This is a genomic window from Marinomonas sp. SBI8L, from assembly GCF_001624705.1.
Lineage (GTDB): Bacteria > Pseudomonadota > Gammaproteobacteria > Pseudomonadales > Marinomonadaceae > Marinomonas.
On the sequence record NZ_JSEO01000003.1, the window covers coordinates 146,946 to 169,233 of the forward strand.

General features: G+C 39.5%; 20 protein-coding genes. 9 read left to right on the forward strand and 11 right to left on the reverse strand.

What is annotated here, in order from left to right; genetic code table 11:
- Window positions 1-201 precede the first annotated feature (201 nt).
- From OA91_RS04800 to OA91_RS04810, 3 genes are all read left to right on the forward strand, one after another.
- A complete protein-coding gene (locus OA91_RS04800) occupies window positions 202-1,575 on the forward strand; it encodes a glyceraldehyde-3-phosphate dehydrogenase (RefSeq protein ID WP_063336566.1) in 1,374 nt (457 codons plus the stop codon).
- A 226-nt stretch (window positions 1,576-1,801) separates the two neighbouring features.
- The gene (sbmA, locus tag OA91_RS04805; protein WP_063336567.1) at window positions 1,802-2,812 is read left to right on the forward strand and encodes a peptide antibiotic transporter SbmA; all 1,011 of its coding nucleotides are present in this window, start codon (window positions 1,802-1,804) and stop codon (window positions 2,810-2,812) included.
- A gap of 463 nt (window positions 2,813-3,275) precedes the next feature.
- The gene (locus tag OA91_RS04810) at window positions 3,276-4,217 is read left to right on the forward strand and encodes a LysR substrate-binding domain-containing protein (protein ID WP_063336568.1); all 942 of its coding nucleotides are present in this window, start codon (window positions 3,276-3,278) and stop codon (window positions 4,215-4,217) included.
- On the opposite strand, the gene OA91_RS04815 is transcribed toward OA91_RS04810, so the two are convergent.
- The 3 genes from OA91_RS04815 to OA91_RS04825 all read right to left on the reverse strand — a co-directional run bounded on the left by OA91_RS04815 (window position 4,214) and on the right by OA91_RS04825 (window position 7,586).
- Window positions 4,214-4,990, reverse strand: a complete 777-nt coding sequence (locus OA91_RS04815) for a TSUP family transporter (RefSeq protein ID WP_063336569.1) — start codon at window positions 4,988-4,990, stop codon at window positions 4,214-4,216. The two genes, OA91_RS04810 and OA91_RS04815, sit on opposite strands and share 4 nt — an antisense overlap.
- Before the next feature lie 166 nt (window positions 4,991-5,156).
- A complete protein-coding gene (gene glpD / locus OA91_RS04820) occupies window positions 5,157-6,656 on the reverse strand; it encodes a glycerol-3-phosphate dehydrogenase (protein ID WP_063336570.1) in 1,500 nt (499 codons plus the stop codon).
- Between the two features lie 150 nt (window positions 6,657-6,806).
- Window positions 6,807-7,586 (reverse strand): DeoR/GlpR family transcriptional regulator, encoded by a 780-nt coding sequence (locus OA91_RS04825; RefSeq protein ID WP_063336571.1) that lies wholly within the window; start codon window positions 7,584-7,586, stop codon window positions 6,807-6,809.
- Window positions 7,587-7,738: 152 nt separating this feature from the next.
- Between OA91_RS04825 and glpK the strand changes: the two genes are divergently transcribed.
- Together glpK and OA91_RS04835 are read left to right on the forward strand one after the other, a co-directional pair.
- Entirely contained in the window at window positions 7,739-9,223 is a 1,485-nt protein-coding gene (glpK, locus tag OA91_RS04830; protein WP_063336572.1) for a glycerol kinase GlpK, read from the forward strand.
- A gap of 120 nt (window positions 9,224-9,343) precedes the next feature.
- Window positions 9,344-9,631 (forward strand): hypothetical protein, encoded by a 288-nt coding sequence (locus OA91_RS04835; RefSeq protein ID WP_046017685.1) that lies wholly within the window; start codon window positions 9,344-9,346, stop codon window positions 9,629-9,631.
- 68 nt (window positions 9,632-9,699) lie between these two features.
- Here the strand turns inward: OA91_RS04835 and OA91_RS04840 are convergent, their stop codons facing one another.
- From OA91_RS04840 to OA91_RS04850, 3 genes are all read right to left on the reverse strand, one after another.
- Complete coding sequence (locus OA91_RS04840; protein ID WP_046017684.1) at window positions 9,700-10,215, reverse strand: DUF501 domain-containing protein; 516 nt, start codon at window positions 10,213-10,215, stop codon at window positions 9,700-9,702.
- Between the two features lie 10 nt (window positions 10,216-10,225).
- On the reverse strand, window positions 10,226-10,636 hold the full coding sequence (locus OA91_RS04845) for a PilZ domain-containing protein (RefSeq protein ID WP_046017683.1): 411 nt from the start codon (window positions 10,634-10,636) through the stop codon (window positions 10,226-10,228).
- Window positions 10,637-10,936: 300 nt separating this feature from the next.
- Window positions 10,937-12,349: an aminotransferase-like domain-containing protein gene (locus tag OA91_RS04850; RefSeq protein ID WP_063336573.1), complete on the reverse strand. Its 1,413-nt coding sequence runs from the start codon at window positions 12,347-12,349 to the stop codon at window positions 10,937-10,939.
- A gap of 332 nt (window positions 12,350-12,681) precedes the next feature.
- Between OA91_RS04850 and OA91_RS04855 the strand changes: the two genes are divergently transcribed.
- Window positions 12,682-14,658 carry a methyl-accepting chemotaxis protein gene (locus tag OA91_RS04855; RefSeq protein WP_063336574.1) on the forward strand — a complete coding sequence of 659 codons (1,977 nt, stop codon included), beginning with the start codon at window positions 12,682-12,684 and terminating at the stop codon, window positions 14,656-14,658.
- Between the two features lie 67 nt (window positions 14,659-14,725).
- Window positions 14,726-15,205 carry a peroxiredoxin gene (locus tag OA91_RS04860; RefSeq protein WP_046017680.1) on the forward strand — a complete coding sequence of 160 codons (480 nt, stop codon included), beginning with the start codon at window positions 14,726-14,728 and terminating at the stop codon, window positions 15,203-15,205.
- Between the two features lie 91 nt (window positions 15,206-15,296).
- Here OA91_RS04860 and glnK read toward each other — a convergent pair whose 3' ends face one another.
- The 5 genes from glnK to OA91_RS04885 all read right to left on the reverse strand — a co-directional run bounded on the left by glnK (window position 15,297) and on the right by OA91_RS04885 (window position 19,860).
- Window positions 15,297-15,635, reverse strand: a complete 339-nt coding sequence (glnK, locus tag OA91_RS04865; protein WP_009832852.1) for a P-II family nitrogen regulator — start codon at window positions 15,633-15,635, stop codon at window positions 15,297-15,299.
- 190 nt (window positions 15,636-15,825) lie between these two features.
- On the reverse strand, window positions 15,826-16,932 hold the full coding sequence (gene hemE, locus OA91_RS04870; RefSeq protein WP_063336575.1) for a uroporphyrinogen decarboxylase: 1,107 nt from the start codon (window positions 16,930-16,932) through the stop codon (window positions 15,826-15,828).
- A gap of 211 nt (window positions 16,933-17,143) precedes the next feature.
- Window positions 17,144-18,445 carry a methyl-accepting chemotaxis protein gene (locus OA91_RS24695; RefSeq protein ID WP_063336576.1) on the reverse strand — a complete coding sequence of 434 codons (1,302 nt, stop codon included), beginning with the start codon at window positions 18,443-18,445 and terminating at the stop codon, window positions 17,144-17,146.
- Between the two features lie 133 nt (window positions 18,446-18,578).
- The gene (locus OA91_RS04880) at window positions 18,579-19,388 is read right to left on the reverse strand and encodes a DUF2927 domain-containing protein (protein ID WP_231870311.1); all 810 of its coding nucleotides are present in this window, start codon (window positions 19,386-19,388) and stop codon (window positions 18,579-18,581) included.
- Entirely contained in the window at window positions 19,330-19,860 is a 531-nt protein-coding gene (locus OA91_RS04885; RefSeq protein ID WP_063336885.1) for an NUDIX hydrolase, read from the reverse strand. The genes OA91_RS04880 and OA91_RS04885 overlap by 59 nt, the downstream gene beginning before the upstream one ends.
- A gap of 261 nt (window positions 19,861-20,121) precedes the next feature.
- Between OA91_RS04885 and astE the strand changes: the two genes are divergently transcribed.
- Window positions 20,122-21,129, forward strand: a complete 1,008-nt coding sequence (gene astE / locus OA91_RS04890; protein WP_063336578.1) for a succinylglutamate desuccinylase — start codon at window positions 20,122-20,124, stop codon at window positions 21,127-21,129.
- A 169-nt stretch (window positions 21,130-21,298) separates the two neighbouring features.
- Window positions 21,299-22,225, forward strand: coding sequence for a zinc ABC transporter substrate-binding protein ZnuA (gene znuA / locus OA91_RS04895; RefSeq protein ID WP_063336579.1), 927 nt, complete (start codon window positions 21,299-21,301; stop codon window positions 22,223-22,225).
- Window positions 22,226-22,288 lie beyond the last annotated feature (63 nt).

The window sequence follows — 22,288 nt, forward strand, 5'->3', positions numbered from 1 at the left end:
TTCATAAATATTGTAAGAATGAGTTACTCATGTCGTAAACTTTCATAATTGCTCGGTTTTTTTTCGTTATTTCATAACGAAATTGCACCTAAGCTCCCGTTTTTAGGGCGTTTCGTAGGCTTCTTTCAATTTGTAATGAGACGTTTTGCCAGCTAATATTCGCGCAAATATCGCTTTATGTTACTGCTTTCGGAGAAACTAATGACAAACGCTTGGCTTACCTCTCTTTCACTTGTTGAATCTATGATTCCTGTTTTAGGTCAATTGGGCCGTGAACAAAATGTTAAAGTACAACTAGCAGGTAAAAGCCTACTAGCTGACTCTGTAACAAGTTTGATGACAGTGTTTGATCAGTATCCAGAGATTGACCTTGCGCAAATCGTAACGCTTTTAAATGAGCTTAAAGATAGCAATGCATCTAACACTATTGTTGATCTAGAAGCTTTGATTGCTGAAAATGAACTCGATGCTATTTTGCAAACAAGTGTTGATAGCGGCGAACAAACTCCTGTTGTACTTTATGGCTTTGGTCGTATCGGTCGTTTATTAGCACGTCGTATGTGCAGTATTGGTCATACAACACCAAGCATGAAGCTAGCTGCAATTGTTGTTCGTAAAGCTGGCGATAAAGACCTTAAAAAGCGTGCTAGCTTACTTAAGTATGACTCAGTGCACGGTACTTATGATGGCTTGGTAAAAGTTGATGCTGATCAGCAAACTTTGATCATCAATGGCCAACCAGTAAAAATTATTTATGCTTCACACCCAAGTGAAGTTGATTACCAGTCTCACGGTATTGATGGTGCATTACTTGTTGATAACACAGGTATCTGGCGTGATCATGATGGCTTAAGTGTACACCTACAACGCCCTGGCATTGAACGTGTTGTTTTGACTGCACCTGGTAAGCAGATGAAAAACATTGTATTCGGTGTTAACGATTCTGATATTGATAGCCAAGATCAAATCCTTTCAGCGGCGTCTTGTACAACCAATGCGATTACACCAATTCTATCTGTTCTAGAAAACAAATACGGTGTTGAGTCTGGTCATGTTGAAACAGTTCACGCTTACACTAACGATCAGAACTTGATTGATAATGTACACAAAGGTGATCGTCGTGGACGTGCGGCAGCCATGAATATGGTTATCACTGAAACAGGTGCTGCTAAGGCGGTATCTAAAGCGATTCCTGCACTGGAAGGTAAGTTGAGTGGTAGCGCAATTCGTGTGCCTGTTATCAATGTATCTATCGCAGTATTGAGCTTAAATCTTAAAGCAGAAACATCTGTTGAAGAAATTAATACATTATTGAAAGATGCGTCAGCATCTGCTGAGCTAACTGGTCAGATTGCTTATAGCGATGCACCAGATGCGGTGTCTTCTGACTTTATCGGCTGTGAAAATGCAGGCATCCTAGATTCTCAATCTACTAAAGTTCGTGGCAAGCAAGCGACTTTATATGTTTGGTACGATAATGAGTACGGCTACAGCTGTCAGGTTGTTCGTCTAATGGAGCGTTTGTCTCAAGTAGGCCTTCAGGTAAAGCAAGAAGAGCAAAACCAAGCAGCATAATGTCTTAGTTTCGTAGTTCTAAAAAACGGCAACCCTAGGTTGCCGTTTTTTTTGCTTAAAATAAGCTCATTATTGAACCTTTCTGCATACTTGCTAGTCTTTAACTCAATAAAGTTGAACTAATTGATCTTATTAATAAGTTGGGGTTGACGAATCAACTCCCAATAGGGTGTATTAGGGGTATCAGGTGGCAATTCTCCCACCATAATAAATAGGTAAGTAGATAATGTTTAAGTCTTTTTTTCTTAATAAGAAGTGGCTGCTTTGGTCATTATTTGGCTCGATTTTGATCTTGGGCGTGACCTGGTACAAGGTACAGCTAGATGTGCAAATTAATGAATGGTTTGGTGATTTTTATAATACGTTACAGCAGGCATTAGCTGAGCCAAACAGTGTTTCGCTAGAAGAGTTTATTAGTAAGTGTTTTACCTTTGCAAAAATTGCGGGTTTGTACGTTTTTATTGCTGTGATGCTTGGTTTCTTTGTTAGGCATTATATTTTTCGCTGGCGTACGGCGATGAATGAATATTATATGAGCCATTGGCAGAAACTACGTCATGTAGAAGGTGCTGCTCAGCGTGTGCAAGAAGATACCATGCGCTTTGCTAGTATTATGGAAGGGCTAGGTGTTGCTTTTATTCGTTCGATTATGACGTTAGTCGCGTTTTTGCCTTTGTTATGGGTATTAAGTGAAAATGTGACCGAGTTACCTTATTTTGGCCCAGTGGATCATTCATTGGTTTATATTGCCATCTTATCTGCGTTATTTGGTACTGTGCTCTTAGCTGCCGTTGGAGTGAAGCTACCTGGATTAGAGTTTAAAAATCAAAAGGTAGAAGCGGCTTATCGAAAAGAGTTAGTTCTTGGTGAAGATAATGATGATAGAGCGGATCCGCCAACGGTCAAAGAACTCTTTACTCATGTTCGTAAGAACTACTTTAACCTGTATCTGCACTATATGTATTTTGATGTAGCTAAATGGTCTTACTTGCAATTTACTGTGCTAATTCCCTATATAGCGATGGCGCCTACCATAGTTGCGGGGGCGATTACTCTTGGGTTATTGCAGCAAATCTCACGAGCGTTTGGACAAGTAGAGAACTCTTTCCAGTTCCTTGTTAACTCTTGGAGTACTATTGTTGAATTGATTTCTATTTATAAGCGTCTGAAAGCATTTGAGTCGATTATCCATAATCAAGAGCCTGCGGGTGAGGATGCTGTTTCTTCTCAACCATAAATTTTAGACAAAAAAAACCGGGCAAACCTAGGTTTGCCCGGTAATACAAAAGTAACTAGCAGTTGCCTGGTAAAAATGCATGTGGGTCGCATTCTTACCTGCCAAACTATGTCTGTGGGGGCATAATTTGGCCAGATAAAAGCAGTTAGGGCTGCTTTTATCAATCTCGATCAGATCGAGAAGATGTTCGTATTTTAGGTATTTTTAAGCTAACTACAAACGATATAAATTAATTTTTAGCATTAGCTGTGCTAATCTAAAAATCACTTCTGTTTGAAAAATCTATTTTTTATTAAATTTTGATAAATCATTATTTTAAAGTTTAAAGTTCTTTAAAATATAGGTTTTGTAGTATCTATATCTGGCACTTTTGTAATAATTAATGATTTTAATGAAGGCTTTATGTTTTTCTTTCATGTTTTTAGTGTAGATCACCTAAGTATAAATTGGAGAGTTTCTTACAATGCGCCAACTTCCATTAGCCACACTCTTCACTTTTGAGGTTGCTGCTAAGCATCTGAATTTTACTAAAACGGCTGAAGAGCTTCATATCACTCAAGGTGCTGTCAGCCAGCAAATACGTCAGCTTGAAGAAAGAATAGGATTCAAGTTATTTGAGCGCTATCACAGGCGTTTAACCTTGACTTCAGAAGGGGCTAGATTAGCGTTACAGCTCAATCATAGTTTTACTGAAATAGACTCGCTACTGACAGAGCTAAAAGAAGATAAACAATCTAATATTCTTACCTTATCCGTTATGCCTTCTTTTGCGAGTAAGTGGTTAATTCCTAGGCTAGGAGATCTACAAGCTGCATATCCTGATATGCAATTGCGGATACAGGCTAATGATAAAGAAGTAAATTTTGGTCGCGATAGGGTAGATGTTGCTATTGTTCATAGCCACCTTTATAAAGGGGATGATTTTCAGGTTCCTCTGATCAAGGATAAAGTCTTCCCTGTATGTAGCCCAGATTTTGCTAAACAGCATAAACTGTTTGAACCTCAGCAATTAGTTGGTCTCCCCTTATTAAATGATGATTCAGAGAGCCGCTTTAGTACGCCATATGTGGAGTGGGAAAACTGGCTGCAAAAAGCCAATGTGAAAGGTGTTAAGCCGTCTCGTGCTATTAGCTTTAACCGTGGCGACCTTGCCATACAAGCTGCTGTGGCGGGGCAAGGGGTGGCATTAGGTCGTACCCCTTTAGTCATGGATGATATTCAAAGTGGACAACTCATTAAGCCATTTTCTGCAGAGTTAGACGATGGCTTGAGTTACTTGTTTGTCTGTCCTCAAGCGCAAAGTTTGCGCCGAGAGGTAAAGGACTTGCTTATCTGGTTATTGCAGAGTTGTCTTGAATACGAGCCAGAATCAACTTTAACCTCACCCTCGGCATTTACAGACTAAAACCAGTTTGTGTGGATTAGCTTGGCCGACATAAGTAGACACATGGTAATCACCATAGGGCGTATTAATAGGTTCCCTTTGGTGACAACTAACCGAGAGCCAATCTGTGCGCCCAGCCATTGACCTGCGGCCATACAAAGCCCTAATCCCCATAATACATGTCCTGTAAATGAGAAAATCACTAATGATGCGACATTACTTGTTGCGTTTAATACCTTGGTGTTCGCCGTTGCTGAAATAAGGTTCATGCCGGTTAGGCAAAGGTAAGCCGTAGTAAAAAAAGCGCCTGTTCCTGGGCCGATCAAACCATCATAAAAACCAAATGATGTACCAATTATCAAGGCAAAAGCAAAGGTGGAAAACTGTACTTTACTACTGATAAGTGGCTGTAGTTTATTGAGAAATAGAAAGAAAATAGCTACTAAAATCAAAATGATAGGGACTGCTTTGAGCAGTAAGCTACTATCTAGATAGGCCACTAGAATAGTGCCTAAAACACTACCTATAGCTGTTGTGACTATGGCTGGAAATAGGGCTTTTAAATCGACTTTTCGTCGTTTTATAAAGTGGTATGAGGCTGATAAGGTTCCGGCGCAACCTTGTAATTTATTGGTTGCTAAAGCTTGAGCAGGTTCTACACCAGAAAATAAAAGTGCAGGTACTGTAATCAGGCCGCCACCTCCTGCAATTACGTCTATGATACCGGCTAAAAAAGCCACGCCAGTTAAAATAAGCAAGGTGCTTAGATTAAAATCGAAAAATATAAGATCCATTTAATTGGGGTCCAGCTAGGAGGGTTTAGATAAGTCTATAAGGTAACATGAAACCTCTTATATTCTTGATCTAAAATCAAAAAAAAGCCGCTACTTTCTAAGTGAAAGAGCGGCTATAAAATGAACACTAGGTTCATAGAGAATGATCGAGTGAAGATCCTTCAAGTCATGCGGCAACAAGGCCTTGCTTAGCAAGGTATTGTTCAAGTTGGTTAGTCATTTCACTGCTAAACTCTAAACCTAATTTGGTACGGCGCCAGAGGATGTCTTGGCTAGAGTAAGCCCATTCATGTTTCACTAAATAATCGACTTCTACTTGGTATAAATCGTTAGAAAAGTTTTGTCCCAATGCTTCCATTGAATTTGCATCTTTTAAGAAAGTTTCGCATAAGGTGCCATATGTGCTGGCATAGCGATAAGCAAGTTTCTTATTTAAAAAGCGATATTTACTTTGTAGTGATTCAGCGTAACCTTGAAGGCTAGTGTTTAAGTTTCCACCAGGTAGGCTACTTGTATCTGTCCACTCTTTACCCATATTCGGGTAATAGTTTTTTAGATCATCCATGCAAGAAAGAGCAAGTTGGCGATAAGTTGTTATCTTGCCACCAAATACACTTAATAAAGGTGCCTTTCCTGCATCGTCTTCCACATGCAAAGTATAATCACGTGTGACTGCTGATGGGTCGCTAGATTCATCTTCTAGGAGAGGTCGAACTCCTGAGTAGGACCAAACGATATCTTTGTTAGTAAGTTGTTTTTTAAAGTGTTGGTTGGCAACTGACAAAATATAATCTGCTTCATTTTGAGAGATGCTTACTTCTGATGGGTTACCAGTATATTCTTCGTCAGTTGTTCCTATTAAGGTGTAATCGTTACGGTATGGGATAGCGAAAACGATACGCTTATCTTCATTTTGCATGATAAATGCATTGTCTTGCTCGTATAGTTTAGGTACCACTATGTGGCTGCCTTTTATCATACGGATACTATACGGTGCTTTTCTTTCTACCTTAGTTTCAATAAATGACGATACCCAAGGTCCTGTTGCATTCACTAAACCTTTTGCGGTTACCGTTTCTGTTTCGTTAGATCCTGCCTTTTGAAGAGTGATTTCCCAGATGCCATTTTTACGTTTAGCACTAACGCATTTGCGTCTGTCATAAATCTTAGCGCCATTGTTTTGAGCGCTTAAAGCATTAATAACAACTAATCTAGCGTCATCAACCCAGCAGTCTGCATATTCAAAGCCTTTAGTGATTTCACTTTTTAGTGGGCTAGTTCTGTCGTACTTAACACCATGAGAACCGCTTAATGCTTCTCTCTTTCCTAAGTGGTCATAAAGAAATAAACCGATGCGAATTAACCATGCTGGTCTAAGGTGTGGTCTATGTGGCATTTGAAAGCGAAGTGGTGTCACTATATGCGGCGCTACTTTTAATAGTACTTCGCGTTCGTTTAATGCTTTTTTAACTAAGCCAAACTCATAGTGCTCTAAATATCTTAGGCCACCATGAATGAGTTTACTGCTATTTGATGATGTGGCGCTTGCTAGGTCATTCATTTCGCAAAGTGCAACAGATAGGCCTCGGCCAGCAGCGTCAGCAGCGATGCCTGTGCCATTAATACCGCCACCTACAATAAAAAGATCAAAGTTTGTTTCTGGCATTGCTCAATCCCACATATCAATATTAGTAAACTTGGTCATTCTTGAATAATAATGTTCAAAAACGAACATTTGATATCGAAAGAGTAAAGCAAGCTTGTTCATTTCGCAAGTTTGCTTTACTAAAAAGGTGAAATTGTTAGGTGATTATCGCTATTTAGCGTTTACAGGTTGGCATAATGTTAGGGCAACATCATGCTCGTTGAGAATTTTTTGAATGGCTTCGGGAGGCTTAACATCAGTAAATAAGGTGTTTACTTGGCTGATGCTGCCAAGCCTTACCATAGCATTACGGCCAAATTTAGCGTTATCTGCCGCCAGAAATACAGTGCGAGAATTGTTAATAATGCTTTGCGCTACTCTGACTTCTTGGTAATCATAATCAAGTAAAGAGCCATCTTGAGGGTCCACGCCACTAATCCCTATGATGCCGTAATCAACACGGAATTGATTAATAAAGTCGAGTGTCGCTTCACCAATGACGCCACCATCTCTGGAGCGGACTGTGCCGCCTGCAATGATAACAGTAAAGTCATCTTTGCTACTTAGTATGCTGGCAACATTTAGGTTGTTAGTGATTACTTGCAAACCTGTGTGGTTAAGTAGTGCCTTTGCAACTGTCTCTGTTGTTGTGCCTATGTTAATGAATAATGAGGCATGATCAGGGATCTCTGATGCAATTTTTTGTGCTATGGCTTGCTTGGCATCGAGCTGTAAAATTTGGCGAGTAGCATAGGCAACATTGGTTGTGCTTGAGTCTATGCTGGCACCGCCATGATGGCGACGAATTTTATCCGCATCGGCAAGGGTATTTATGTCTCTGCGTATGGTTTGAGGGGTGACGTTAAAGTGTGCTGAAAGCTCATCAATAGTTACATAACCACGTTCTTTGACAAAGAGTGTGATTTTTTCATGTCGAGTTTGTTGACCCATTCTGTCAAAGGCTCCTAATTTTATGACTTGCCAATGAAGGCAGTTGTGGTTTTAATATAAAGGATTCAAAGACGAACATTAAATGTTCGAAATATTGTAAACTCTTTCATACTTACTTAATTAAATATGAAACTTGCCCATAGAGACTCACCATGACTAATTATATTCTAGCAATTGATCAGGGAACCACTAGCAGTAGAGCCATAGTGTTCGATGCAAAAGGTAAGCGCATTGGGCAAGCTCAACAGGAGTTTAACCAAATATTTCCGCATGACGGATGGGTTGAACATGATCCTGAAGAGATTTGGCAATCAAGCTTAAATGTTTGCCGAACTGTACTCAAGGATACAGGGTTAACTGCTCAAGATATAGCCGCGATAGGAATTACTAACCAGAGAGAAACGACTGTTCTTTGGGATAAAAATACAGGTAAGCCAGTTTATAATGCGATTGTGTGGCAAGACAGAAGAACGAGCCAATATTGCCAGACTTTAACGGATCAAGGTTGGCAGGATAAAGTTCAAGCTAAGACGGGGCTGTTAATTGACCCTTATTTCTCTGCCACAAAAATCAAGTGGATTTTGGATAATGTTGAAGGCGTTAAAGCGAGAGCTGAAGCTGGCGACATTGTGTTTGGTACGATTGATTCTTTCTTGTTATGGCACCTTACATCAGGCGAATCTCATAAAACTGATGCCACTAATGCCGCAAGGACAATGGCATTCAATATCCATAGCCAAGAGTGGGATGATGAGCTCATTGAGGTCATGGGGATTGGTGATGTTAACTTTCCTGAAGTTATGGATTGTAGTGCGGATTTTGGTATCACATCGAGTGACTTGTTTGGTGCGCCTATTCCTATTACTGGTATGGCAGGAGACCAGCAAGCCGCTCTAATTGGTCAGGCTTGTTTTGAAAAAGGTATGGTGAAAAGTACCTATGGAACGGGCTGTTTCATGATTCTAAATACAGGCGATGAAGCGCTTAAATCTGAGCATAAAATGCTAACCACTGTCGGTTATCGCCTTGATGGTAAAGTTACTTATGCCCTTGAAGGTAGTATCTTTATTGCGGGCGCCGCTATCCAATGGTTACGAGATGGCTTGAAACTTTTCAACGATGCAAAAGAAACAAAAACCTTAGCTGAGCAAGCTAGAAACCAAGATTCTGTTTATCTTGTACCTGCTTTTACGGGTTTAGGTGCCCCTTACTGGGACCCTGATGCGCGTGGAGCCATGCTTGGTCTAACCCGTGATACAAGTGTTGCAGACATAGTAAGTGCTGGCTTACGTTCTGTTTGTTATCAAACTAAGGACTTAGTGAATGCCATGGAAAAAGATGGCGCTGTATTTAGCTCATTAAGAGTTGATGGTGGCATGGTGGTGAATGATTTGGTTGTACAATTTTTGGCTGACATCCTAGGAGTGAAAGTTGAGCGACCAAAAGTAACAGAAACAACAGCATTGGGTGCTGCATTTTTGGCAGGTTTAAAAGTTGGGGTCTATTCTTCCTTAGAGGAAATTACATCCTTATGGTGGTCAGATAAGGCGTTTGAGAGTGAAATGCCTGAGACTCAACAAAAAGCTCTCTATCACGGATGGCTAGGCGCTGTTAATAGGGTGAAAACGAAAGATTAAAAAAATTACGTTTCTATACAGCTTTTCGCTTGTTTCAAAACTGACTTATGGCTAACGTTAGTTCATGGCGGCTCTTTTTCTTAAAGAGCCAAAGTTGCTTTTAATTGGTGAGAGATAAATATGGCGAACAAATTTGAGCCAGTTCAGGCAGATGATTTTATGAAATTCGGCGGCGAGCGCCCAAGTTATTTGTTGATAGAAGATGAACTCATGGCATTGGGTGGACTTGGGGTAACAGGGAATCAGTTTAAGAAAGAAGTACTTAAAGCGGCTGGATGGACTGGTGGCGCTTTAACAACATATGCGCAAAGACCTGCAGTTGCTGCAGCTTCTTTTAATAAGATTAGAGAAATACTCGAAAAAGGTGTTGCTGACGGTGGCGCGTTAAAAGCGTCTTTAGAAGGCTAATCTATAATTACTAGCCTTTAGTAATATCTATTTAAAACCATCATTTTTCAATGATGGTTTTTTTGTGTCTACTTCTCCGCATCGGCAATGGCTTTGATGCCATATTCAGCGTCAAGAATTCTACCAATCGCATTATCGCCAACCAGATGGTGTGCGTATTGCATGTGTAGGCAACGAACTTGGTCCCAGCTTTTGATTCCACCAATTCCCAAATTTTCGAATAAAGGTGTAAAGCCTTTTTCTTCTATGATGGCTTTATGTTCTGCTGTCATTCCTTCCCAGCGTCTTGCAATATAGTCACGGTGTGACTTGTGATGTGCCTCTTTTAGCTCTGGGTCATCCTGTATTCTTTGCTCTAACTCTTTTACGACACCTTGGCTTTCAATTTTAGCCAATGCTTTATCTATGGCTTTACTTGATAGCCAGAATAAAGTTGGGAAAGGTTGATCAAACACCCAGCTTTGCATTTGCAAAGATTGGGGAATACCAGCAGGTGAGTAGTGGGCTATTTTGGCTATACCATTAGGAGTACGGCCAATTTGATCCGTAATTATGGCAATGTCTTTTTCGCTTAGATGGGTCATAGATTATTTATTAGGCTGTAAATGCGGGGAAGGATGCGGCAAATTTTTGAATCCATTCTGCTGCTGCATCATTAAAGTTTAATCTTCGTCCTTGTTGTTTTGCTTGTCGTCGATAGTGCTCAATATGGGAGAGTTGCTCAACCATTCGAACGCAGTAACAATCATCTTTACAAGGGAACTCGATAGCAATACGGAACTCATCTGCTTCTTTATCACACCATACTATGCGTCCAGTGACACAAAAGTTGGGGTCAATTTCAGCGAGTTTTAATTGCACACACTGGCCAGGATTATAAGCTTGAGATGTCAAACAAATAATGCCGGCAAACCCTTTATTCTCCAAATCATTTGCTTGGAAAAATTGGGTCTCCACTTCTTCTATGTGAAGTGGTATGTCTTTAGGATGCGCTACAAATTCCATAAGGACGTGCCAAAAAGTTACTCAGATGTATAGGTTATCGACCAAAATACAAAAGTATTAAAAAAGAATGGGAATTGTACGCTTTTCACGCTATCTGTACAGAGTAAAATCAGCATAATATTCGTTAATGAAGCTATTCTTTTAAAGATTCGATTCTCTTTTTTCGTTTAGCTTAAATAGAAAGAGGCGAATCCAATTTTAATTATTTGTACTTGCTCTTAAATTCTTCTTATTAAATATAATGAAGCAGTAAATATGCCATTTATGGATATAAATTCATAAAAAGTGAAAATACCTAGTTTAATGGCTTAAACGTTTTGCCATCTTCCCTAGCAAGCGCAATGCTCCTTCAATACGGTTATCCCAGTTTATAGCGTAGTTGATTCTGAGGTGATGATTGAAGCTGTGGCTTAAGCTAAAGGCTAGCCCTGGAATGGTGCCTATCCCTTGTTCAATAGCGGCTTTGTGTAATGTTAGAGCGTCTATTTCAGGAGGTAAGCTTATCCAAAGCAAAAAGCCCCCTTTAGGGTCTGAGGTGTAGGTGCCTTCGGGAAAGTATTTATTAATACTATGCTGACAACGGCGTAAATTTTCCTCATAGGTGTGCCTTGTTTTCCGTAAATGTCTATCATATGCCCCATTTTCCAGAAAATTGGCAATTGCTCTCTGAGTTAGGGTTGGAATAGCTAAAGACTCTACGTAGGCATGTTGTTCTATTTGCTGTTGATATTTGGCGCCAATAATCCAACCAATGCGAAAGCCTGGGGCAATACTCTTAGAGAATGAGCTGCAATAAATAACCTCAGCTTGAGAGTCTTCTGCTTTTAAGGCCTTGGCTCTAGTTTCACAGTAGCTAAGTTCGCCATAAACATCATCCTCAATTAAGGTGACTTCTTGTTGTTGGCAGAGCTTTATTAGGCGGGTTTTGGCTGATTGAGAAAGCGTTGCGCCAGTCGGATTTTGATTGCTTGGGGTTACAACACAGGCTTTTACTTTCCATTGGGCTAAAACTTGTTCAAGGGCATCTAAATCTATGCCTGACTGTGAATCACAAGGGATTTCAATCGCTTTCAATTTTAACTCATCAACCGCTTGCAGTAGGCCATGATAAGTTGGCGTCTCAATAATAATAGTATCGCCAGGAACTGTAATGGCTCTTAATGCCAATATCATGGCATTTTGGCAACCTAAAGTGATGGTAATATCATCAGGTTGAACATTACAGCCCGCATCTAACATGCGAATTGCAATTTGTCGTCTTAGATTTAACGAACCTGGTGTGAACTCATAAGCGGCGCAAATTTCTGGCTCTAGTCTCATTAAACGCCCAACAGACTTTTGCAGTTGTCTGATAGGTAAAAACTGAGTGTGTGGGATGGCTGCGCCAAATTGAATGATATCCGGTCTTTGAGAGGCATGGAGTAGTGAACGAATCAGTTCAGGGACGGATTCTTGTGCTTGGCTTGGTTTAAACTGTGGTGTGGACTCTGGCAGAGGAAGATTGTCTTGTACAAAGTAGCCTTTTTGCGGCCTTGCTTTAACCACACCTCTGTCTTCTAACAAACTATAGGCTTGTAAAACAGTTGCTACACTCACGCTCATTTGTTTACTAGACTTACGTACAGAAGGAATTTTAGTGCCAGGTAAAAACACCCCTTCTTGTATTTGTAGTTCTACTTGATCTGCGATTTTCTCGTAGAGAGGTTGTTCCATAATAAGTCTAAAAAGAGCTGCAAGGATAAGGATGTCAAATTTAACAGAATGGGGCCAGTAAGCAAAATAATTCGAATTAATACTGACCAAGAGGTTAGTTTGTAATATTAAAAGTGTTAACCTAGTTTTGTAACTGTTTTAAATAAAAATCAGTGTTTAAAAGCGACCTTACTTTACATTTTGTAACCATGTAAGGACTTTGTAAGGTAATTGGTTGATTAATTTCACATTATTTGTGATAAGTCATGTATAGAAAATATAGTGTTAGCCTTTATTAAAACCATAAAAGCGTGATGCACATCAAATGTTTTGTAATAAATTGGGGTGAGATAATGTCTTTATCTGTGATACAGAGAATTCTTTTAGGTTTTGCTATCTTGTTGGTGCTATTAGTTGTGGTTGCTGCAACAGGGTTCACCGGCATAAAGAAAGTTGAGCAAGGGCTAAATACTGTTACTGGCGAAGTGGCGAGTGTTGTCGCTTCAAGTAACAAGATTAATGAGACTTTGTTAACTTCGAATGCGACTTTATTGCAGCATCTTATTACTTATCCAGATGATGAGTTAACAAGTTTAGAAGCGGCCTTGCAGCAACAGGAAGCTGACTTTTTAAACTTAGCGAGCTCTTTAGAAGGCTTGATTCAAAATTACCCTATCATGACTGAGTCCTTAGTTGAAATTAAGCGTGAGACAGAAGTTTTTTATCAAATATCAAAACAAGCAACGACAAATCATCGACTAGAAATTGCAAATCGTGATCAAGTATTTGAGCAAAAATTTGATTTAAAAGACTCTATTTTATTCGCGGTTGAAGATTTAGCGATTTTAGAAGAGTCTGGTTATAAAACCGATGTTAAATTTGCTGCTTCTTATATTTTAGGGCAAATAGAAAGTATTCAGTACACTGTAAACGACTACTTTGATCAAACTGAATTAGGAACATTAGACGATCTAATCAAATCAATGAATTCAAACCTTCAAGGAGCGAAAGATAAACTTGCTAATCTAGAAGATGAAAACATTGAAATTCTGATCCAAGAAATTGAAGACCATGTTTTGGCAGAGCAAGGTGTTATTAAGGCTTATTATAATTACCTTGTGTTTCAGGAAAAAGGCATCCAGCTAGCAAATCAGTTGTCTAGCACAATGAACTCGATTAATACCTCAACCACAGCTTTGTTAAATGAAGCTTCACAAGTACGTCAAGGTGCGTTAAATCAAGCAAAGTCTGCTGTTAATTTATCCGTCAGCAGTGCTGTGTTAGTGATTATTGTGTCTGCAATTATCGCTATCTTAGTCGCTACTTGGGTCAGTCGTAGTATTAGAAAGCCACTATCTATTGTAATGGATGTTTTGGGTAAAATTGCTGAAGGTGATTTCACTTTACGTGCTGAAATTAAATCTAAAGATGAATTTGGAGAGTTATCCCGTTGGGTTAACGACCTTGCGAGTAAGCTGGAATCTGTGATTCGCGAAATACGTCAAGCGTCAGTGCAGGTTGCTGGGTCTGCGCAATCTGGTGTGGTAACGGCTGAGGAATCAAAAGAGTTGATGAGTTCTCAAAATGATATGACAACCTCAGTCGCATCGGCTATGACAGAAATGGCAGCAACAGTGCACCAAGTTGCGAATAGTGCTGAGACGACTTTAGAGCAAGTGCAGACGGTTGATGTAAAAGCTTCAGAAAACCGCTCACAAATGGATGTGAATATCGAAACGATTCAAACCTTGGCTGATGAAATTGAAAGCTCTTCTAAGGTGGTTAACGAGTTAAATGTTTACTCACAAGATATAGGTAAAATTCTAGAAGTTATTCAAGATATTGCAGAGCAAACTAATTTATTGGCGCTAAATGCGGCCATTGAGGCAGCAAGGGCAGGCGAGCAAGGTCGTGGTTTTGCTGTGGTTGCAGATGAAGTAAGAACCTTGGCAACTAGAACGCACAGCTCAACTGAAGAAATTCAGAAGGTGATTAGTCGTCTACAACAAGGGGTAAAAGAAACTGTTTCTAGCATGACTCAAAGCCAAAACAGTGCTCAACAAAGTGTCGATAAAGCGAAGGAAGTAGGCCAATCCTTACAAGAGATGCAAGAGTTTGTTACTGGCATTCGAGATCTAAGTACGCAAATAGCGACAGCGGCTGAGCAGCAGTCTGCAGTAGCGCAAGAAATTAGTGTGAGTGTGCATGACATCGCAAAAATGTCTGATGAAGCTTCTAGCGCCGCGGACTCGACGGCTCAGAATAGTGAAGGTTTATCAAAACTTGCTGAGCAGCAAAATACTTTATTAAGCCAATTCAAAGTATCTTAACAAGAGATAACTTGGTATGTTTGTTGATAAATATCATATTTTATCTAAGTAAAGGAGTTTGAATTAAGTGTCTATTCAAGTAGGAGATACCCTGCCAGCCGCCCAGTTTCAAGTAATGGGTGAAGATGGTCCAAAAACTATCCAAGTGGCTGAGTTTTTTAGCAATAAAAAAGTTGTGATGTTTGCGCTTCCTGGTGCTTTTACGCCAACTTGCAGTGCTAGCCATGTACCTGGTTTTGTTGTGAACTTTGATGCATTAAAAGAAAAGGGTGTTGATGACGTCGTTTGTCTTTCTGTTAATGACGTCTTTGTTATGCATGCATGGGGAGAAGCCCAAAATGCAGAGAATCTAGTTATGGCTGCAGATGGTATGGCTGAGTTTACCTTGGCTATGGGTCTTGAACTGGATTTATCATCCGCTAAGTTTGGTATGCGTAGTAGCCGTTATGCCATGTTAGTGGATAATGGTGTTGTAACTCAGTTATGGAAAGAAGAAGCGGGTGAGTTTAAAGTGAGCTCAGCTGAATATGTGCTGAGTCAGCTATAAGTGAGTGATCGCTGCTAATAAATCTGCTTTTAATAAAAAAACCTCAAACTTGAATAAGTTTGAGGTTTTTTATGTTCACTACAGACTGAAATTAAATTGCGTCTTCGCCTGTTTCACCTGTACGGATACGAATAATTTGCTCAAGTGAGGTAACAAAGATTTTACCATCACCGATTTTTCCTGTGTTGGCGCTTTGTTGTATTACTTCGATGGCACGATCAGTTTGATCATCTTCTACTGCAAGTTCAAGTTTCACTTTAGGTAAAAAATCAACTACGTATTCGGCACCACGATAAAGTTCTGTATGTCCACGCTGGCGACCAAACCCTTTTACCTCTGTCACTGTAATGCCATTGATACCAATTTCAGACAGTGCTTCACGCACCTCATCTAGCTTAAATGGTTTAACAATCGCGGTAACGAGTTTCATAAATGTTCTCCATAGGCCAAAAATAAATCAATTAGATAAAAATACCATTCTCTACTCTTTGCGGCTAGTTAGGTCGATCAAGTAACGAGAAATAAAGAGGGATAATCTATAGAAGTGAGCAGAAAGAGGCTTTTTGAGAGGAATGCACTAGACTGAGGCAGTCCAGTGCATATCAAGGTATTTATAAAGGTTATGATTTTAGATCGTTTAGTTGGTCTAATTGATCTGATTGTGTTTGATGGTATTTAGCGCCTAATTCGTGCACCGCATCGATTAAGTATTTTGGCTGTTCAGGGTCAACAAACTGATGGATACCATGCCCTAGGTTAAACACATGGCCTGTACCATGACCGAAGCCTGCTAATACTTCGCCAACTTGATCGCGAATAACCTCTTTGTCAGCATATAAAACACAAGGATCAATGTTTCCTTGTAGCGCAACTTTGTCGCCAACGCGTGCTCTTGCTTCAGCCATATCGGTTGTCCAGTCAAGACCTAGCGCATCAGTACCACTTGCCGCCATGTTTTCTAACCATTGGCCACCATTTTTGGTAAACATGATAACAGGGATCTTTTTACCTTCATGTTCGCGAATCAGACCATCAATAATCTGTTTCATATACATTAAAGAGAACTCTTGGTATTTAGGGCCACTTAAAACACCACCCCAAGTATCGAAAATTTGGACTGCTTGAGCACCTGCTTTAATTTGACCATTTAGGTAGTCAGTGACTGAGATAGCTAGTTTACGCAGTAACTCATGAAGAATTTCTGGAGACTTGTACATCATGCCTTTTATGTGGCGGAAATCTTTACTTGAACCACCTTCTACCATGTAGGTAGCAAGCGTCCATGGACTACCAGAAAAGCCAATTAACGGAACACGCCCGCCTAGTGCGTTACGAATGGTTGTAACCGCTTTCATGACATAATCTAGATCATTGACGCTGGCAATAGGTAGCGCTTCAACATCGGCTTCGGTGCGAATGACTTTCTTGAATTTAGGGCCTTCACCTGTTTCAAAGTAAAGTCCTTGGCCCATCGCATCTGGAATCGTTAAGATGTCAGAAAATAAAATCGCGGCATCAAGTTCATATCTTTCTAGAGGCTGTAGGGTAACTTCACAAGCAAATTCGTCATTCTTACAGAGACTCAAAAAATCACCCGCATGAGCTCGACTAGCACGATATTCAGGAAGATAACGTCCAGCTTGGCGCATCATCCATACTGGTGTGGTATCGACAGGCTGCTTTAAAAGGGCGCGAATAAAACGATCATTTTTGAGTTCAGGGAACATTCAGTGACTCCGATGTAAAAATTTTAAGCATTTTACCTAACTTGACGATAAAAGCGGAATCTATAAATGATTTTTATGGCTTTAAATTGAAAAAGGCATGTGTTGAGTCAGTATTTTGACGTTAAATTCGATCACAATAGGTTTTCAAGTGACAGAAATCACTTAATGAGGCTATTTGAACTCGTCTTTACACTTGTTAGAAAATGAAATTTTACTTCTCTGTTAGCTCGGCTACAGTGTTGGATATATTTTCAGCACCTTGTTTGATTTGATCTATGATCACAAATGCGTTGTTAATTAGCTCGTTACTTTCAATCGCTTGTTCACGTACTTTTTCCATGCTGGTTTTAGTATCACGGGTTAATAAAGTGTTTTGTTTGACCATTTCTTCTATTTCTATGGTTGAGCTACTGGTTCGTGAGGCTAATTGCCTGACTTCATCTGCCACCACTGCAAACCCTCTTCCGTGTTCGCCTGCTCGTGCTGCCTCTATTGCAGCATTAAGTGCTAATAAGTTAGTTTGCCCAGCGATACTTCCTATTGTGTTCACAATTTTCGATATTTCATCTGATTGTATGTTTAACTTTTCTATTAGGTTGGAAGCTTTATCCATTTCATTTGAAATATCTGAAGAAATATCAACGGATTTCTGTAATACCTGAGCGCCTTTTTCTGACACATTGCTTGTTTCAATCGAGGTTTCATATGCCATTTTAGAGACCTTTTGGCTGGAATCTCGTTTGTTTATTTGCTCTGTAATATCAGAAGCAAATTTAATGACTTTATAAACTTTTCCATACTCATCATAGACAGGGTTGTAGGTCGCTTCTAACCATATACTTTCACCTTGACTGTTTTTTCGTTCGAATTGTCCAGATTTAAATTGGCCTTGTTGAAGCTCTTGCCAAAATGATGGATTGTCTTGGTAAAAATTATCAAAGCAAAACATCTTATGATGCTGGCCTAGTATTTCATTTGCTTGATAACCTATGCAGGTTAAAAAATTTTCGTTGGCGTTTAATATGTCTCCATTGGGAGAAAACTCAATGACTGCCATGGAAAGGTTTAGGGCATTTAAAATGGCAGATTGGCAGTCTAGGCGTTCTTTTGCCTGAGTAATGTCGCTAGCTAATTTCACTACCTTGATGACTTTTCCATCTTCAATAACGGGCAAATAGGTAGCTTCAAGCCAGAGTGTTTCTTGATCTTTATTGATTCGCTTGAAAACACCTTTATGACTGACTCCTTGGCTGAGCTCACGCCAAAAATTAGCGTATTCTGTTGTGTTGGCATACTTATCTTCGCAAAACATCTTATGGTGTTGGCCAATAATGTCTTCTTTCATGTATTTGGATGCATTTAGGAAATGTTCGTTAGCTTCTAGAATGATGCCTTGAGGAGAGAATTCAATAACCGCTATGTTTTGCTTTATTGCGGTTAGGTAATTTTGGCTTTCTTGGGCTAGTTCTGCTGCTTTTTGCTGAGTGTCTTGATGTTTGTTGCGGTTAAACATATTAGGCCTCGGGAAACTATACAATCATTCTGTTATAAGCCTAAATCTAATTTTGTGTTTAACCGTTAGCTTCTTGTGTTGATAACGTATTTTTTTGTAGAAAAATTGAGCCGTTTTTAATATGCCCAATTTTTTAATCCCCTAAATAGCGTTTCAAGCTGTGTTGATTGACCCTGTAAGTGGCTTCAGCAATTTCGTTATTTTGATTTAGTTCCGCTAAAGCGCTGTCTAATGCTTGAGCGACTTGTTGCTGTGACATGCCCGCTTTCAACCTAGGAGAATAAAGTATCTTGAGTAAAATATAATCTAGAGGGCTGAGGTAAGAGTCGATGCTATTGTCATTGAATATAGAAGGGTAGACCTTATCTGAATCATTTGGCAGACCAAGTAATTGGGTGATTTCTTCAATAATACAATCTAAAAAACGTGAGTTTTCTCTGGCGTAATCGACAGGAATTATAATGACCCCTTTAAAAATCTCACCTCTCTTATTGTTTTTAAAGGTGCCAATGCAAATCGCTTCTTTTAGTGCGACTTCATAATGCTTAGGGTTGCCTATGTATTGAGCAACCTTATCCCTTATTTGCTTGTGCTGGGTGAAGATGATGGTGATATTAGCTTGGTTTTGGGGCACATTTAGCTGAAATGGATGATTTGTGATACTGGCAAGATGTTTGATGTGAGTAGATAGCAGAACGTTCTGTAAGTTCGCATCGCCTGAATCACTGGCTATGTGTACCTTGATAGGTTTCTTCCAGCGAACAAGGCGGCTTTCTTTATTTTTTTCGTATTCTCTGCCTAAAGCAATGTCTATGAAGCTTGCTTTTATGTAATCGGCATCTTGCCATCTGCTTTGTCCATATGAGATCTGGCTGAAGCCTAGGCTAATCAGGATCAGAAGGCTGTAAGATAAGGCGATTTTCAACATAATGGTGTAATGCATCTAAGGTGTCTGGAGTAAAGTTTAAGCATTTTTTATTCATTAAGATATCTTCAATGCTTATCTCTTTTATAGCAGCAACTTCATCTGCTTGCATTGTGATTTTACCATCCTGCTCTGGGTCATAAATGCAGCTAAACACTTTTCCCCAGATGCGATAGCTTTCTCCTTCGGTAAAAAATAAACCATGATTAGTTAGTGTTAAATCTAAGCCTAACTCTTCTTTTAGTTCTCTTTGAGCTGATAGGTGATAACTTTCGCCATGGGCAACAACCCCACCTGTCGCAATACCATAATAGCCGGGACAAAATTGTTTGTTTAAAGTGCGTTTTTGTATGATGAGCTCTTTCTTTTTATTGAATACTAAAATGTAAGTCGCTCTGTGGTAATCAATACCAAAGCGCATTTCTTTCCTTGCTACGCTGCCAATTAAATTATTGTCTTTATCAATTAAACTGATTATTTCTTCGCTCATAACAGGCTCTTTTGTGTTTGGTATCATGGTATCTTATGGCAAAATTATAAGGATAAAATGCCTGTAAAAGTAGTCTTTTAGCAAGTTAGGTTTTTGTGTGAATGATTAATATAAAGTTTCCAAATTGCGACAACAAATTTCGTGTAAGCTTGGCAAATGATGGCTTTTAACTTTTCGGCTTGAAGTCTAGATTTACTACCATATCTTGTTATCAATAACTCACTAATTAGATAGTAAACCCCCGTTCCAGAGGATGAATTCTTGATTAAGCAACATGACCTATTAGCCTTTAGTTTAGCCAACCCTACACATGCAGAAAAAAAAGTTGAAGAGTATGGATTTGCCAAAGTTTCCTTACTGGAAACTGGTATCGTCACTATCGAACCAAAGCAAGAGGCGCAGATTAGCTTAGTATTGAGTGCAGGCATTCATGGCAATGAAACCGCACCGATGGAAATGGTTAATGATATTTTAAAAGATATTTTAGATGAAAAGCTTGCTTGCTCAGTGCGTTTACTGGTTATTTTCGGAAACTTACCTGCTGCAAATATTGGAAAAAGGTTTACTCAAGTAAATATGAATCGCCTCTTTTCTGGTGCTTGGCAAAAAGAAGAGGGCTTTGAAGCTCAAAGAGCTGGCTTGATTGAGAAAACAATTGCAGACTTTTTTAATGAAGGGCCAGATAGTGCTCAAAGAATTCATTATGACCTTCATACCGCGATAAGGGGATCAAAGTACCCTAAATTTGTGGTTTATCCTTATTTGCATGGGCGTCCTTACAGTGCTGAGCAGATTGGCTTTTTGGAAGCTTCTGGTATTGAAGCTGTTTTATTGTCTCACCAAAGTACGACAACCTTGTCTTACTTCTCATCTGAGCAGCATAATGCTAGTGCTTTTACTGTTGAATTAGGCCAAGTAGCTCCTTTTGGAGAGAATGACCACTCGAAGTTAACAGCTATTAGACATACTTTGAGGCACTTGATTAAAGATGAAGAGTTAACCTCTAGTGACCAAGGTTCAATGAAGATTTTTCAGGTGATTGATGGCTTGAATAAGGATGCAGAAGACTATCAGCTGAATATTGCGACAGATTTTGAAAATTTCACGTCATTTGATGCTGGTTTTAAATTAACTCAGTCTCAACTCTCTGAATATTTAGTGAAGCAAGATGGAGATGCCTTAGTTTTTCCGAACACTAAAATCCCTGTCGGTCAAAGAGCTGGACTTATGGTTAGAGAGGTGGCGCTGTCATCTCTTGAACTTAATTAAAGTTACATTGTTTGCTTGATCGCCTTCCCCCTAGAAGTCATATAACTAGGGGGAATCCTACCTACACCCATTCCTTAAACAGTGCTTTTAGCTTTCTTTCTTCAATTGTGTTCACTTATATATCAATGTTAATATGTCTGTTATGTTATAACGTTTTTTGAGAGTTTAAATGAAGTCTATTTTAGGTTTTTTGTTGGTGGGTTTGTTCGCGATAAATGGTCAGTTGCAAGCGGAGACGATACCGAGTGTCGCAACCAGCATAAAGCCAGTTTCTATGATAGTAAAAGCCATTGCTGGTGATAAAGTTGCTATAGAACAAATTGTCTCTAACAGTGCTTCTCCTCATGATTTTGCCTTGCGTCCATCAGATTTAAGAAAAGTAATTAATGCAGATTTGGTTGTTTGGGTCGGAGAGTCTCTTGAGCCATTTTTGGAAAAACCATTACACAATAGCCAACATGCTGATACGGCTATCGAGTGGATGTCTTTAGTAGAAGCGGCTGGTGATCATCATGAATCTGATAAGCCTAAAGCCGTGAAAAGCTTTGAAAGTCATGGGCATGGACATGGGCACCATCATGATGGTTTAGATCCACATGTGTGGTTGGATATAGAAAATGCTCACATTCTTGCTGAGGCTGTCGCAGAAAAGCTGTCTCTTATGCTTCCTGAACAAGCTTCCTTCTTTACGCAAAATTTAGAATCTTTTGAAAGTGCATTAGCGAAAGCCGATGCCGAAAATAAGCAGTCACTGTTGCCGCTAAAAGATCTAAACTATGTCGTTTTTCATGATGCTTATGGTTATTTTGAAGCGCATTATGATATTGCTCACATTGCAAATATTAGTTTAAGCCCAGAGCGTAAACCTGGTGCCAAAAAGGTCGTTTCGATCAGAAGCTTGATGAAAGACGAAAGTGTTGCCTGTATTTTTAGTGAGGTTCAATTTAATCCTGCTATCGTAAATGCACTAGTGGAAGGGACAAGTGTCAAAGCGATTGAACTGGACCCATTAGGAGCGAGTATAGCCCTAAATGAAACGGCCTATATTGCTTTTATTAAGCAACTTGGCAGTCAGTTTTCAAAGTGCCAAGCTTAAGCTTATCTTTTCAATAAAGCCGTCGCTTAATACTCCTTGTGACTGCTTTGATTATAAAAAAGT

Excerpts from the sequence above, each read along its gene's own strand:
- OA91_RS04855 (WP_063336574.1), top strand. The coding sequence starts at position 12,682 with ATGTCTTTATCTGTGATACAGAGAATTCTTTTAGGTTTTGCTATCTTG.
- OA91_RS04835 (WP_046017685.1), top strand. The coding sequence starts at position 9,344 with ATGGCGAACAAATTTGAGCCAGTTCAGGCAGATGATTTTATGAAATTC.
- OA91_RS04845 (WP_046017683.1), bottom strand. The coding sequence starts at position 10,636 with ATGGAATTTGTAGCGCATCCTAAAGACATACCACTTCACATAGAAGAA.
- glpK (WP_063336572.1), top strand. The coding sequence starts at position 7,739 with ATGACTAATTATATTCTAGCAATTGATCAGGGAACCACTAGCAGTAGA.
- OA91_RS04810 (WP_063336568.1), top strand. The coding sequence starts at position 3,276 with ATGCGCCAACTTCCATTAGCCACACTCTTCACTTTTGAGGTTGCTGCT.
- OA91_RS04815 (WP_063336569.1), bottom strand. The coding sequence starts at position 4,990 with ATGGATCTTATATTTTTCGATTTTAATCTAAGCACCTTGCTTATTTTA.
- OA91_RS04800 (WP_063336566.1), top strand. The coding sequence starts at position 202 with ATGACAAACGCTTGGCTTACCTCTCTTTCACTTGTTGAATCTATGATT.
- OA91_RS24695 (WP_063336576.1), bottom strand. The coding sequence starts at position 18,445 with ATGTTTAACCGCAACAAACATCAAGACACTCAGCAAAAAGCAGCAGAA.
- OA91_RS04885 (WP_063336885.1), bottom strand. The coding sequence starts at position 19,860 with ATGAGCGAAGAAATAATCAGTTTAATTGATAAAGACAATAATTTAATT.
- glpD (WP_063336570.1), bottom strand. The coding sequence starts at position 6,656 with ATGCCAGAAACAAACTTTGATCTTTTTATTGTAGGTGGCGGTATTAAT.
- hemE (WP_063336575.1), bottom strand. The coding sequence starts at position 16,932 with ATGTTCCCTGAACTCAAAAATGATCGTTTTATTCGCGCCCTTTTAAAG.
- OA91_RS04880 (WP_231870311.1), bottom strand. The coding sequence starts at position 19,388 with ATGCATTACACCATTATGTTGAAAATCGCCTTATCTTACAGCCTTCTG.
- sbmA (WP_063336567.1), top strand. The coding sequence starts at position 1,802 with ATGTTTAAGTCTTTTTTTCTTAATAAGAAGTGGCTGCTTTGGTCATTA.
- znuA (WP_063336579.1), top strand. The coding sequence starts at position 21,299 with ATGAAGTCTATTTTAGGTTTTTTGTTGGTGGGTTTGTTCGCGATAAAT.
- OA91_RS04840 (WP_046017684.1), bottom strand. The coding sequence starts at position 10,215 with ATGACCCATCTAAGCGAAAAAGACATTGCCATAATTACGGATCAAATT.
- OA91_RS04850 (WP_063336573.1), bottom strand. The coding sequence starts at position 12,349 with ATGGAACAACCTCTCTACGAGAAAATCGCAGATCAAGTAGAACTACAA.
- glnK (WP_009832852.1), bottom strand. The coding sequence starts at position 15,635 with ATGAAACTCGTTACCGCGATTGTTAAACCATTTAAGCTAGATGAGGTG.
- OA91_RS04825 (WP_063336571.1), bottom strand. The coding sequence starts at position 7,586 with ATGGGTCAACAAACTCGACATGAAAAAATCACACTCTTTGTCAAAGAA.